The 12,695-nt window shown below is 51.4% G+C and carries 12 protein-coding genes; 2 read left to right on the top strand and 10 right to left on the bottom strand.

Annotated features, from left to right (window positions below):
• Window positions 1–64: 64 nt before the first annotated feature.
• The 3 genes from P2H89_RS28255 to P2H89_RS28245 form a co-directional block, all read right to left on the bottom strand.
• Entirely contained in the window at window positions 65–2,920 is a 2,856-nt protein-coding gene (locus tag P2H89_RS28255) for a hypothetical protein (protein WP_275833493.1), read from the bottom strand.
• Between the two features lie 91 nt (window positions 2,921–3,011).
• Window positions 3,012–4,391: a hypothetical protein gene (locus P2H89_RS28250; protein WP_275833491.1), complete on the bottom strand. Its 1,380-nt coding sequence runs from the start codon at window positions 4,389–4,391 to the stop codon at window positions 3,012–3,014.
• Between the two features lie 217 nt (window positions 4,392–4,608).
• Window positions 4,609–5,982 carry a hypothetical protein gene (locus P2H89_RS28245; protein ID WP_275833489.1) on the bottom strand — a complete coding sequence of 458 codons (1,374 nt, stop codon included), beginning with the start codon at window positions 5,980–5,982 and terminating at the stop codon, window positions 4,609–4,611.
• A gap of 186 nt (window positions 5,983–6,168) precedes the next feature.
• On the opposite strand from P2H89_RS28245, the gene P2H89_RS28240 reads away from it, so the two are divergent.
• Window positions 6,169–6,939 carry a hypothetical protein gene (locus P2H89_RS28240; RefSeq protein WP_275833487.1) on the top strand — a complete coding sequence of 257 codons (771 nt, stop codon included), beginning with the start codon at window positions 6,169–6,171 and terminating at the stop codon, window positions 6,937–6,939.
• 28 nt (window positions 6,940–6,967) lie between these two features.
• Here the strand turns inward: P2H89_RS28240 and P2H89_RS28235 are convergent, their stop codons facing one another.
• Window positions 6,968–8,338: a hypothetical protein gene (locus P2H89_RS28235; protein WP_275833485.1), complete on the bottom strand. Its 1,371-nt coding sequence runs from the start codon at window positions 8,336–8,338 to the stop codon at window positions 6,968–6,970.
• Window positions 8,339–8,595: 257 nt separating this feature from the next.
• On the opposite strand from P2H89_RS28235, the gene P2H89_RS28230 reads away from it, so the two are divergent.
• Window positions 8,596–9,000 carry a DUF1801 domain-containing protein gene (locus tag P2H89_RS28230; protein ID WP_275833482.1) on the top strand — a complete coding sequence of 135 codons (405 nt, stop codon included), beginning with the start codon at window positions 8,596–8,598 and terminating at the stop codon, window positions 8,998–9,000.
• Between the two features lie 3 nt (window positions 9,001–9,003).
• Here P2H89_RS28230 and P2H89_RS28225 read toward each other — a convergent pair whose 3' ends face one another.
• The 6 genes from P2H89_RS28225 to P2H89_RS28200 all read right to left on the bottom strand — a co-directional run bounded on the left by P2H89_RS28225 (window position 9,004) and on the right by P2H89_RS28200 (window position 12,654).
• Entirely contained in the window at window positions 9,004–9,546 is a 543-nt protein-coding gene (locus P2H89_RS28225) for a hypothetical protein (RefSeq protein ID WP_275833480.1), read from the bottom strand.
• A 106-nt stretch (window positions 9,547–9,652) separates the two neighbouring features.
• A complete protein-coding gene (locus P2H89_RS28220) occupies window positions 9,653–10,456 on the bottom strand; it encodes a TerC family protein (RefSeq protein WP_275833478.1) in 804 nt (267 codons plus the stop codon).
• 11 nt (window positions 10,457–10,467) lie between these two features.
• The gene (locus P2H89_RS28215; protein WP_275833476.1) at window positions 10,468–11,127 is read right to left on the bottom strand and encodes a VTT domain-containing protein; all 660 of its coding nucleotides are present in this window, start codon (window positions 11,125–11,127) and stop codon (window positions 10,468–10,470) included.
• 44 nt (window positions 11,128–11,171) lie between these two features.
• Entirely contained in the window at window positions 11,172–11,492 is a 321-nt protein-coding gene (locus tag P2H89_RS28210) for a zf-TFIIB domain-containing protein (protein ID WP_275833474.1), read from the bottom strand.
• Between the two features lie 129 nt (window positions 11,493–11,621).
• Complete coding sequence (locus tag P2H89_RS28205; RefSeq protein WP_275833472.1) at window positions 11,622–12,002, bottom strand: hypothetical protein; 381 nt, start codon at window positions 12,000–12,002, stop codon at window positions 11,622–11,624.
• A 79-nt stretch (window positions 12,003–12,081) separates the two neighbouring features.
• The gene (locus tag P2H89_RS28200; protein ID WP_275833470.1) at window positions 12,082–12,654 is read right to left on the bottom strand and encodes a hypothetical protein; all 573 of its coding nucleotides are present in this window, start codon (window positions 12,652–12,654) and stop codon (window positions 12,082–12,084) included.
• Window positions 12,655–12,695 lie beyond the last annotated feature (41 nt).

Below are 12,695 nucleotides of genomic sequence, written 5' to 3'. Positions count from 1 at the left end.
CGTTGTGTTTAATGGATTGACGCATGGTATATGCGTTCAACACATACGGCAGGCTTCGTTATCGCTATTTGTTTGTTGTTACCGGCAAGGATGGTGCGATGTACCCGAGGAGGAACAATGCGGTGAGGCCCCATTGAGCGACTGCATTGGTGGAAACGTTTTCGGCTTCCTTTACCGGATTGAGCACCTGCGGACCTTTGAGTGACTGCGTTACCAAATCGGGCCGCCGGATGCCTGCTCCTCCATCGAAAAACTCCTTCCAAGCCCTTGCGGCGAGCCTGTCGTTGTGACCGTGCCGGGCTGCGAAGGCAGTTAACCGGGCATGACCCTGTTGCAAATTTAACTTACTGAGAGCAGTTCCCAATGCGTTACGTTGTTCTTCGGGTGTGGCATTGTAGAGTACGCAATATTGGAGCCATGCCTGGGAAAAAGCCGGATTGTCAGTTAGTGCGACCAATTCTGCGCAAATCTCTGCCAATCCGAACACGGCGGAGAGGTGGGAGGCGTGGGGGCGGCTGTTGGTGACGATATCAAAAGTGCCGGTATCGAGGGTCATGTTGGCGGTGCCGGTAAAGAATCCGTGCGGCTGGGCAGCGATGGTGCGCATGGAATTGAAGAGGCGATCGCGGACTTTGGGATTGTTGGTACGCTCCCACTCGGTGAGCCAGGCAGCGGCGATGGCGCCCCAATCGGTGCCAAAGGATACGCTGGCCTGCGCAGCATTGGTAGCTGCTACCTGCCCTACTTTGCGACCGGGCACGATGTTGCTGAGGGTGCGCACGGCTTCTACCTGTTCGCGCATGAGATCGCCCACACGTTCATCGGCGGTAAGATAATAATAGATGCGGCGGTTGGCCACGGTGGATATGCGCAGCTGCTTGGCGCTGCAGCCCCAGTGCAATACGTTGTGGCGCGAGCCGAGTGGTGCGAAGCGGCCGAGGTGGTGTACATCTACTTCGCCGGTGTGGCGCGTCATGGCTTCGGCAAATCGAAACACGTCGGCCTTGCCGGTATACAGGAAGTAATACCATAACCATAGATCGGTGGAGAGCTCGGAGTTATCCCAGGCGAATCCACCGACATCGTATTTCCAGACATGGCGATCCCGATCGTAGGAGTGCATGACATCGCCATAGTTCCAATAGCCGTACCAGGCCCGTTGATCTACTTCGAGCTGGTATTGGCTGAAGTAATCTTCAAGCTGCTGTTTGATTGCCTGTATGCGGGGCTCATTATTGGCGGGTTGATTCCAGTTGAGTGCGAATACACCAGCTTCAGCGTAGCGTGTGGGCGCGCAGGTGAGTTGTGGTGGTTGCTGCAGGCTTGCGGCCAGGTTGGCCAGCTGCTCGTTGGAGGGTGTGGCGGCGAGCACATGCAATTGCAGTTCGCTGGTGCGGGCCACGCCTACGGGTGTGCCGAAGCCGGGCTCGTAATCTTCATAGGTTATTTCAAGTCCCTCGAGTTGCTCTTTATAGGTATCCTGCTTCATGCCGTCGTGGTAGAAGCGGAGGTCCATGGGTGATGCTTTGGGCGCCCAGAGCCAGGCGGTGAGGGTGGCATATTGCGTGTGCGCGTTCCGTATATCCAATTGTGCCGGATACGACTGCCAGCAATTGCGGATGCCGATGGCGATGCCGCCGGTGGGTGTGCCGAGGAAGGCCATGCCATCGGAACGGGTACCCTGGGCAGATTGTATCCATCCATATCCCTGTCGTGTACGTTTCTGTATATTGAAAGAATTGGGTGAGGATTGAAACAAGGTATAATCGCCGAAGGCAGGAATGTATTGCAGGCGTTGTGCTACGGCAGCGGGCATTTCACTATTGGGTGGTGTGGCGAGGCCTTTTGTCTGGGCATCTGTGAAGGGCTTGCCGGGATCGCGGCGAAGGCCGGTGAGACCGCGGACTGCTTCTGCAAAGACGCCTTTATCATGACCGACGAATCGGATGTGGCGATCGTGCAACTCATCTTTAAGCGGAACGGTGAATCGAATGCCGAGGCCGCTGATGAAATCCTGTTGTTCGTTGCCATCGAAGGTGATGGTGTGCAGGATACGGATGCTATCGCTACCCTGGAAGAAATAGAAGCGAATGACGAAAGGTAGCCAAGGGCGGTGTGGTTCGCCAGTCCGGCGCGGCGGCATGTTGTAATGTTGTTCTGCCGTATGCTTCCAGGGGGTGGGTGTATGGCGGCCGGTGATCTTTACCACGGTGCGGATGGGGCCGTTTTGTTCGAGCGTAACTGCATCTATAGTGCCCGAAAATTCCTGGGTTATGGTTGTACCGGTTTGGTTGTCGGGATCGGTGCTATTAAGTAGTATGAGCTTACCTTCTTCAGCAATTGTCTGTTTACCAAGCGAGAGGGTGCTGATGAGTGTTGTGCCCTTTTTATTGATGACGGCGGTGATGAGGCCGGTATTGACGGTAATGCTACTGGCTGTTTCAGTGGCGAGCGGCTTTGCTTCGGGTGCATTGCCGCTGGTTGTTAGTTGCAGGGCGCCTTGTGGCGGTTGCTGCCAGGCTGTAGCGTGACCGGTCCATTTGAGGGTTCCATCGGGCCAGTATGCGAGGGGCCAGGATTGGAGCGGCAGGGCTTCTCCGTTGACTTGCTGCAGGGAGAAGTTGGTGTTGGGATCGACGGCGCCTTGTGGCCAGGGGGTTCCCCAGGTGGTGGCACCGGCCTGTGCGGGCGCGGCTACATCGAGCCACTGGAGGGGAACGGGGTGCGGTACGAGGGATTTAGCGACGGTGTTTGCTGTTGTGTTGTCAGTAGTGGCGTTGCCGTTGGTGGCTGTATTGCTGGCGGTTGCTGTGTTGCTATTGGCAAAGGCCGACAAGTTATTGAGCAGGGGCCATCCGGCTGCGAGCGTGATGGTTTTCTTTACAAAATGGCGGCGGGTGCTGGCAGGCTTCTTCTTCATCGTTAGGTAATTTGAAAGGCCCCGGGTTGTGCGGAGCCTTTCAAATGTATTGTGTGGACGATGAATGACTGTCCTGCTTTGTCTGGTTGTGTTATGACTGGCGCCTGATGCGAAATTGCACACCGACCGTTATGGGGTCGAATTTACAACCGGTGGTGTTGGGTTTTTCCTGGTAAAGCGTACCGGCCCATTTACCTTCCACTATTTCACCCGGTGCAGCAAAGCGGGTAATGTGGACGCTGCTGGACGAATACTTCGCTACAGCTACGCCGCTCTGTAACTCGCAGTAAGTACTGTTTGCTTCGATATAGGTGCCACCGGAAACATAACTGAACAAGACCGTTGCTTTCCCATTTCCGGATTCAGCCTGTCCACAGGGATACACTCCTGCTGCCTGCGCACCTACCGTAAAATCAATATCCATGTGCAGCTCTGAGCTGGCTGCAAAGATGGTGGTTTGACCAAAGTGTGTTGCCACCGTGAGCCCATCGGTGAACAGGTAGTCCTGCCCTTTGAACGTGAGAACGGCATAGGTTTCGGGCACCAGCTTCATTGTTTTGCGCAGGACGAGCGGACCTGGTTTGCGTTTACCACCGGGCGCAGAAGGATCAGCTATTGGTTCGGCACCTTCGAGGGTTACCTCAATTACAACCTCTCTTGCTGCTGTGACCTCTGTGGGGGCCGTGTATTCGGCTTCGCTATCGAACTTGTTGCCATTTTTCATCCCTAGCACCGTTCCACCGCCTGTCACGACCTTCCAATCTTTTACCGTGGTGACGTAGCCACCCAGTACTGGGCTGTACGTATTTTCTTTGCCCCGATCGAATTCGGAGGTTATATAAGTTTCCATCGGCTCCAACATGTCGTTGTGGCTGCTGGAAAGTGCTACCTGAAGGCCCAGTTTAAACTTTACCTTTTCGCCTGCGAAGACTACGTCTTTATTGGAAAACAACTCGAACTGCTCGTAGTATACGTAATCACTGAAGTGGGTTGCCTGGACGGTGAGGGTATGGGCCCTTTTATCGAGTGCGGAAGGAACTGCTTTCCACCCTCCCGTTTCATCCTGATAGGCAACCTGGAGAATATCTTCGGCTCCACTGGTGATTTCGGCAGGATCATATTGCATGACAACGATCACTGGTCTGGAAAAGGTCGTTACTGCGGGAAGCAGCCTGAAAGCGTTCCTGAAGTTCTTGCCCTGACGGAAGGTATTCTCAACAGGTTGTATGCTAAAAGTTTGGTTGGCTGTGACAGCACCTGCGGGAACTATGATCTTCAACTTTCCGTCAGCGGTAGTAAGCTCTCCCCCTTGCACGCCTATGCTGGCAGATACGAGCGGGCCGGTGGGGTCGCCCTGGCCTGTGACTACTATATCACTGGGAATTTCGTCCTTTTGGGGCTCGTTACCGGGTTTGCGGCATGCTGTGACCAGCAGACTACCCAACAGCACGAGGCTGAGCATTTTAGACATACGATCGTTTTTTGGCATAAAGCTATCGGGTGGCCGGTTAATAATAAACGGAACAGGATCTAACTGAGGGAAAGGGACGCTGAGCTGCTCTTTGTTATAGTTGGCATTTTCCGTGCAGGCGCCCTGATATGGATCGCTCCGAACAATGGGCGCTCAGCTTATATATAGAGAGAGGCCCGGTTTATGCCGGGCCTCTTTATACCTATTGTATGGAGCACTATTGCTTCCGAATCATGTAGAATTTTATACCAACATCAGCGCCGTAAAACTGGCATCCGTTTGTATTGGGAATTTGTTGGTATAGGGCTCCTGACCAGGTACCTTCTAACGGTTGGCCTATTGCCCCCAACCGCGTAATGTTGAGGGTTCCGGATGAGTATAGGGGATTGGTTTGATTATTTTGAGATTCACAATAACCGGATGTAAGTAATACCGCATTATCGGTACCACTGGTATAAGAGAGGTTAACCCATGCATTTCCATTATTTGCCTGCATCTCTCCACAAGAATACCCCCCTGGGACTGTGGCGCCAACATTGACAATAAAACTAATTTTTCCATTGTCATTGGATGCCGCTACGTATGTTTGCCCATTTGCAGAAGTGGCACTGACGCCAGCTTTTAACCAATGCTCTACTCCATTTATCGTAACTAACGCAATATCTTTGGGTATTACCGTGATCGTTTTATGTATAATAAGTTTGCCAAGCTTACTGAAACCGCCTGGCGCCCATGGATCTGGTATGTCCTTATCACCCTCGAGGGTAACTTCGATTGTGACATTTTTTGGCCCATTGACCTGATCGGGCGCGGTGTATTCTGCTTCGCTATTGAGCCCATTTACACTACTCTTGCCAACGACGGAGCCCGGTCCTTCATATACCCTCCATCCTTTCACAACATCCACATAATGTGAAGTAATAGAGAAATAGTGATTTTCCCCGCCCCGATCAAATTCAGTAGTAACATAAGGCACAAGTGGCGACATTACATTATCGTTTTCACTGAGCTGGTGGCCAAGTTTAAACTTCACCTTTTCTCCAACAAGGACTGTATCCTTATTGGAGAATAATTTAAACAAGTCATAGAATTCGAAACAGCTAAAGTGCGTTGTTTCGACCGTGAGGGTATGGTTTGTTTTATTAAGTGCAGCAGGAATAGTTTTCCAAACTCCTGTCGCATCCTGGGTAGCTACCCTCAAGAGATGCTCGGCCCCAGTTGTAATATCAGTGGGATCGTACTGCATGACCACCGTAACAGGCTTGCTAAAGGTGGCACCTTCAGGCAGGAGTTTATAGGAATTCGTTGCTTTGATACTATTGTTTACAGTTGCTTCTACAGGCTGTATGCTAAAAGTTTGGTTGGTGGAGACAGCTCCAGCGGGCACGATGATCTTCAACTTTCCATCGGCGGTAGCAAGCTGTCCTCCCTGCGCGCCAATTGTGGCAGTGACGGCCGGACCTATGGGAGGTTTCAGCGCAGTAACCAGTGGCTTTGAGGGCACTTCTTCTATTTGGGCCTTGTTGTCCTTTTTGTGGCAGGCCGACAAGAAGACACCCGCCATTAGCACAAAGCTTAGCATTTTATGCATACGGTCGTTTTGGGAGTAAAGCTATCGGCAGCCGGGGGATATATGACCGGGAGATGATCAAGATGATGGAACGGAATGCTGAAATGATCTCGGCTACCGTTGACAGGTATTTATGTGGCGCGGGCTTTGACTTGCAGCGATGTAAAAAAATGACTACTTTAATGCTTCACCCTAACCTCCTTGCATATGGGCTACAACAGCTCACTGATCACCATCAACAACCTGCCTGCGGAGCCTGTAAGCGACCGCGTTATCCTGGAACATATCGGGCTTGGAGATTATGAAGCTGACGGCGTTGCACATGGACTGAACTTATGCCCGGGCTGGCAGACCATCTGGATAGGCTATTATAATCATCACCTGGTGCTGGCGGATGATTGTACACTTACCGGGAAGCTGGACTATTACCAGGACTTTGAGAGCCTGCTACCCTACGAGGCCGGCCTGACCAGGTTGTTTCCACATTCGGAAATCCTGACGACGGCCTGCGCCAGTGCTGCCAATGCCAACTATTACAGCCTGGTAAAAGAAGGCCAAAGGTTGCGGTATAAGTGTATTGCGAGTGGCTATGACAGGGTTGAATACGGAGTCAGGCTGCCAGAGGAAGAAGCCATCTATGCTTCTTCATCGATGGTAAATGGTGAATTGCTGTTCAAGAACAAGCAGGGCGATTATGAATATACAGAGGAATGCCTGATGGAAGATTTTACGTTTGGCGTGGCAAGGCGGCATTTGGGTGTAACGCTGCATATGGATGTGGCAGAAGACCTGTATGTACATACGGAGTTCCGGAAATACAGAAAACCGAAGGAGGCTGCAGCACTCAATGACCTGACAGGGGATACTGCGATTCCGCCAGTGCCTGCTCCTCCTGTTCCAAAACAGAACACGCCGCCGGTCTCCAATGGCAAGGGCTGGCTCGGCGGCGTGCTGCGAAAGCTGGGATTAAAAAAGTAGGCGTTCGTGACGGTTCAGCCTAATCTATTTATTGCAGCCGCTTGACGTAAAAACGTGCGGTGAGGTTTTTAGCTTCGTACTGACATTCGCCAGCATTGGGTTTTTGAACGTACACGGGGCCGGACCAGGTTCCTTCGATCATTCCGCCGACTGGCCCCAAACGGGTGATGTTGAGGGTTCCGCCTGAATATTTAGGGACAGATCCACTTCCTTCCATTACACAATAATTCGTTGCAGCTACGACCGTGTTACCTCCGGAGACATCATAACTAACGGCAATAAATGCTTTACCACTGCCTGGTCCAGTTTTACCGCAAGAATACCCTCCTGTACTTATGGCGCCCACATTGAGGGAGAAGCTCATATTTACATTTCCGTTTGAGCTACCGACCGACGTTTGCCCATTTTCGGCGGCACCATACGCGCCATCATTGAGCCAGTACTCTTTTCCGTCGAAAGTAAGGAAGACTGAACTTTCGGGTACGAGTGTGATCGTTTTTTGTATGATGAGCCTGCCGAGCTTCCGCATTCCACCTGGTACTGAAGGATCGGGGATAGGCACGTTTCCATCGAGCGTTGCTTCGATAATGACTTCCTTTGGGCTTTCGATCTTTGCGGGCGCCTGGTATTGGGCATCTCCATCAATACCGTAGCCGTTGTTTTTCGCTACGATTGTGCCTCCCCCATCAACAACTCTCCATGACACTGCCGTTACCTGTGATCTTGTAATAGGCAAATAGGCATTCCCTTTGCCATTGTCAAATTCGGGATCTATATATGGGACAAGCGGCGCAAGCATGCCGTCATCCGTGGCATTCTGATAGCCGATCTTAAACATCACTTTTTCACCTGCCAATGCTGCTACTTCATTGGAAAATAATTCGAACTGATCATAGAAGTCGAAGTCGCTGAAATGGGTAGTTTGTACTGTAAGTGTGTGTGCGGCTTTGTCAAGTGCCGTGGGCAGGGGTTTCCAGGTGCCGGTTGCATCCTGGGTGGCTACCTGCAGAATATCCTCTACTCCTTTAGTGATCTCGGCAGGATCGTATTGGATGACGACGGTTACGGGCTTACTGAGGGTGGTGCCTTCGGGATAGAGCCGGAAGGAGCGGTTGGTTGGTTTGCCGGGGCGAAAGGTACTCTCCACCGGTTGTATGCCGAAGTTTTGCGCCGTTGTGACTGCTCCGGCTGGTACGATGATCTTCATGCGCCCATCGGCCGTAGCGAGCTGACCGCCCTGCGCGCCGATGCTGGCCGACACGAGCGGGCCTGTGGCGGCTCCGTGCGGCGTGATCATTGGCTGGGTTGCTATGTCATCCTTATCGTCTGCTTTGTTGTTCTTGCTGCAGGAAACAATGAGTATAGCTCCGAAAAGCAAGGTGCTTAGCATTTTTCGCATGTAAGGTTAGCATTATTTGACCTAAAACTATCCGTGCGGTGGTGGGGAGGCGGGGTTAGTTTGTATGAAATGCTCAAATGCGGGACTGAAATGCCTGATGAGGCGGTTGGTCATTGTCTGGATTATACCTGATTGCCGGTGGATGGCAGGGGTTTTAAAATTGTCGCAAAGGACCTCGAATTAGTCGCACCCGGCCGGCCGTCCCTTGCTTGACTATCGTAGCTTTATAGGGATTCTTCACCGTAAACATATTTGCTATGGCTACCATGAGTAAAGTTGCCCCGGACATCGATACTTATATCGCTTCGTTTCCGAAGGAGGTGCAAGCGGCGTTGCAATCGTTGCGACGCACGGTGCGTGAGATTGCGCCGGGTGCGGAAGAAGCGATCCGCTATGCCATGCCGGCGTTTATCCTCAACGGGCACCTGGCACTGTTTGCCGCTTTCAAAAACCATATTGGCTTTTACCCGGCCCCTACGGGCGTGAAGGCTTTTGAAAAAGACCTGGCGGGTTATAAGACAGGGCGGGGATCTGTGCAGTTTCCACTGGATAAGCCTATGCCGCTGGAGCTGGTGAAAAAGATGGTGAAATATCAGCTGAAGAAGAATGCGGAGAAGGGGAAAGCTTCAGGCTCCTTGGGAAAGAAGGCGGCGAAGGCATAAAACTCAATCACTATTTTTCCGGTCTTCAATCTTCGTAAAAACAAAAATACTCAGGAGTATAGGCGCCAGATAGCGGCCATTGGCTTCAATGGTACCAACTCTTTCGATGTAAGGCCCCCAAATACTATCCTGAGGTGGCGGGTGGCTGAATGTACAGTCCATCCATTTGTCGTGGCCCGAACTCATTGTATAACCGCCCCAATACGACGCAGACCGGGCTTCCAATTCTCTGGGTGTCATTTCCCGTACTATCCACTCCTCTTCGTTTAGCAAGAATACGAAAGGACTTTCCTCGTACCGGTACCCTGGCTTGTAATAATTGCCTACTGTCGTTTCTGTTCCTGGATCCACAAATACTATATCCGTCGCACTATACCAAGGTGCGACATCCCTTATCTCGATCGTTGTATCGTTATACTTAATAAAAGTGCGCTTACCAGACGAGCAGTACTCGCCTACGAGCACACCTTCTTCAAATAGTTGGTATACGGTGCACTTTTTACCGTCTATTTTTACGCCTGTTGTGTGGGTTAGTTTTAGGGTCATATCTGCGAAGCGGGGAAATGGGGATTTGCCGGCAAGATAGTATGCCTAAACGAAAACGGCAAGTCTGGGTAGACTTGCCGCTATTTACGGAGTTAAGACTTAATAATTACTTATTATCCTGTCCGGGGGTGTCGCCGGGCGTATTGAGCTGGATATTCTGCTGCTTGCCGCGCAACCTGATGTTGAGCATTTCCACCCCCAATGAGAAGGCCAAACAGGAGTAAATGATGCTCTTGGCTACTTCCTGGTGGAAGCCGCCCGCTACCAGCACTACCCCAATCACTACGAGGAACGACAGGGCCAGCATTTGCAAAGTAGGCTGCTTGTTGATGACGCGGGTTACCGGTCCGGCGAAGAGCATCATCACCCCAATAGAAACGATCACCGCGATGATCATGATGAGTACATTCTCTACCAGGCCCACCGCTGTAAGGATGGAATCGAACGAGAACACGGCATCGACCAATATAATCTGCAAGAGTATGGAGGATACGGAATTGCCTCCCTTGATCTGTTTCTGATGTTCATCTCCCTCCCTCTTTACCAGCTTGTGATGTATTTCGAGGGTACTTTTTACGATGAGGAAGATACCCCCGGCAATGAGTATAAGGTCTTTCCAACTAAGGTCGAGCGGTCCGTCGCTGAGGCCCCTTACGTGAGGCAGGGTGAGGACTGGCTCTTTGAGTCCGATGATCCAGTTGATGGATAATAGCAGCAATACGCGAAACACCATGGCCAGGAGCAGCCCGGTGTTGCGCGCTTTGCGTTGTTTCTCCAGCGGCAGTTTACCTGCCACGATTGAAATGAATATGATGTTATCGATACCCAATACGATCTCCAGAAAGCAAAGCGTAACGAGGCTTATCCAGACGGCGGGATCGGCGAAATTGGGAATTATAAAATCGGGCATAATTGGTTGGTTTATCGTTCCACCGGCACGGGCTGTTTCTTTCTACGGGCGGCGATCATTTTGATGGCTACCGGCGCTGTGGTGAGGACCACAATACCGATAATGACCTTATCGAGGTTGTCTTGTACCCAGGCGTTTTCGCCAAGCAGGAAGCCGGCGGTAACGATGGACCCTGACCAGGCCAGTGCTCCGATGATATTGAACAGGGAGAACTTACCCGGGTTCATCTTGACCATGCCGGCCACGATGGGTGCAAAGGTACGGACGATGGGCAGGAAGCGCGCGATGATGATGGCGGCCCCTCCCCTCTTGGTGTAAAAATCCTGTGCCTGCACCAGGTACTTCTTTTTAAAGATCCAGGTGTCGCGCCGTTTCATGAGGTACTCGCCGGATCGTTTCCCGAACCAATAACCGACATAATTGCCTACTATGGCCGCCGCAGCGATGAGCAGTACCCAATACAGCAGGTGCAATATGGGGGCCGCGTCGGCGCCGACAGTTTGTGCGATGATCATACCGGCAATGAAAAGCAGGGTATCGCCCGGCAGGAAGAAGCCGGCGAAGAGCCCTGTTTCGGCAAATATGATGAACACCACTATGTAGAGGCCTCCGTGGGCCATGATCCATGCAGGGTTGGTGAGGTTATGGAACAATTCCAGCCAGGTGGACATATTTCTCTTTGTTTTAAGTTTTTGCTATTGGTGACATTTCGTTGTTAGTCGAAATCGAACAGATCGCCCAGGAAACCTTTCTTTTTACGCTGGTTATAGGGCTGCTGCTGTTTATAGTGATCGTCGCGGTACTTATGGTCGTCATCGTAACGCTTGTGGTGATAATTCTGTTCGTTTTGTTGCTGACTTTGTTGCTGACTTTGCTGGTTGGGCTGTGCGCCTTTGGATCTTTCTTCTACATAGTCGAGCATTTTGTCGAGCTCGCCTTTATCGAGCCAGACGCCGCGGCACTGCGGGCAATAATCTATTTCTATGTTGTGCCTTTCGGTCATGAGCAAGGTTTCGTTGCAATGGGGACATTTCATGATTCAGTGAATTTGCGTGGTAGTTAGCGTGCATTGTGTGTTGTGCCTTGGGTGTTGACAGTTGCAACAATAAGGCTGCGTGCCTCCGGATGGAGGTAGCTGCGGGGGAATGCCTATGGGCTTACTGAATCAAAATGGTTTGTAGCGGAAGAGGAACCTGTAGTAGGCAGGACGCATGAGGGCGCCTGGACCGTGGGTACCTACGTGTGGGGAAGCGAGTGCTTCGATGGTGTATGTTGTCTTTGGAACAAAGGGGGAATAACGGTTGACGACCCTGATCCGGGGCGCTTTGCGCTCCGCATGGTGGAGTTCGTTATTGGCTCCTGCGGATTCCTGGGCTTCGGCCGGGGTAGCGGGCTGGTGCCCAGCCCAATGGACCAATATTGCCTGCTGGAACAGGGAATCGGCAGCGGAGGCGGAGGACGCGGAGAGCATCAACAGGGCGCTCAGCACCCACAAGGAAGTACGGAGTATCAATTGTTTAGCTCTATTTTTGACTGTTGCCTTCATGCCGTTTGTACGCGTTGCCGCAGGCGCGAAAATAGTCAAAAATATGTTGGGTTTCTGTTAAAGGGGAAGGGGTGCGATTTTAGCGGTTTTGGTTGATATAGGCCTCTATTTTCTGAATGAGTGCATATAGCTTTGTTTGCAGGTTGGATTCGTAATAAATGTTCTTTTTGCCATTGCCGTCGTCTTTGATAGTAAGATAGTAATTGGGTATGTGCTTTTTCACCTCTCCCCTGTCAGTTTTGAGGATCAATTCGTAGTAACCGTGGTGAGAGATAATTTGTATCTCCGTTTCCTCCACGAGTTTATCGCCGCGCATAATGGTCTTTTTGCTAAAGGTGGGAAGTTGTATTTCTTCGACTTTCAACGAATCTGCATTAGCTAGAAAATAACCGACGAGGTTGCCGGCAGGCAATTCGGTTGGTTGCGCGGTTCCACAAAAGTCAAACCGCTGAACAAAGTGCCGACCCTGCTTTTGAAAGAAGAGATACCGAGTTGCCTCCTTTTTACAGGTATCCTTACTTAGGATAAAAAAACCGACGTAGCCGGCTGTGTAGATGACTGCCGTGTCGATACCCTTGCGTTTTATTTCTTCCTGCACATTTGTGAATACACGATCCTGGGCAATGGCGCTGCCGCTCAGCATCGAGCTCATAATCGCCAGCAGGATTATGGATCTATAATAAAATGGGGACA

Source organism: Paraflavitalea sp. CAU 1676, assembly GCF_029223285.1.
Lineage (GTDB): Bacteria > Bacteroidota > Bacteroidia > Chitinophagales > Chitinophagaceae > Paraflavitalea.
Note: the sequence above shows the minus strand (reverse complement) of the source record. Positions and strands in the feature narration are given on the sequence as shown.

Coding starts and splice junctions, on each gene's coding strand:
- P2H89_RS28255 (WP_275833493.1), bottom strand. CDS start 2,920: ATGAAGAAGAAGCCTGCCAGCACCCGCCGCCATTTTGTAAAGAAAACC.
- P2H89_RS28250 (WP_275833491.1), bottom strand. CDS start 4,391: ATGTCTAAAATGCTCAGCCTCGTGCTGTTGGGTAGTCTGCTGGTCACA.
- P2H89_RS28245 (WP_275833489.1), bottom strand. CDS start 5,982: ATGCATAAAATGCTAAGCTTTGTGCTAATGGCGGGTGTCTTCTTGTCG.
- P2H89_RS28240 (WP_275833487.1), top strand. CDS start 6,169: ATGGGCTACAACAGCTCACTGATCACCATCAACAACCTGCCTGCGGAG.
- P2H89_RS28235 (WP_275833485.1), bottom strand. CDS start 8,338: ATGCGAAAAATGCTAAGCACCTTGCTTTTCGGAGCTATACTCATTGTT.
- P2H89_RS28230 (WP_275833482.1), top strand. CDS start 8,596: ATGGCTACCATGAGTAAAGTTGCCCCGGACATCGATACTTATATCGCT.
- P2H89_RS28225 (WP_275833480.1), bottom strand. CDS start 9,546: ATGACCCTAAAACTAACCCACACAACAGGCGTAAAAATAGACGGTAAA.
- P2H89_RS28220 (WP_275833478.1), bottom strand. CDS start 10,456: ATGCCCGATTTTATAATTCCCAATTTCGCCGATCCCGCCGTCTGGATA.
- P2H89_RS28215 (WP_275833476.1), bottom strand. CDS start 11,127: ATGTCCACCTGGCTGGAATTGTTCCATAACCTCACCAACCCTGCATGG.
- P2H89_RS28210 (WP_275833474.1), bottom strand. CDS start 11,492: ATGAAATGTCCCCATTGCAACGAAACCTTGCTCATGACCGAAAGGCAC.
- P2H89_RS28205 (WP_275833472.1), bottom strand. CDS start 12,002: ATGAAGGCAACAGTCAAAAATAGAGCTAAACAATTGATACTCCGTACT.
- P2H89_RS28200 (WP_275833470.1), bottom strand. CDS start 12,654: ATGAGCTCGATGCTGAGCGGCAGCGCCATTGCCCAGGATCGTGTATTC.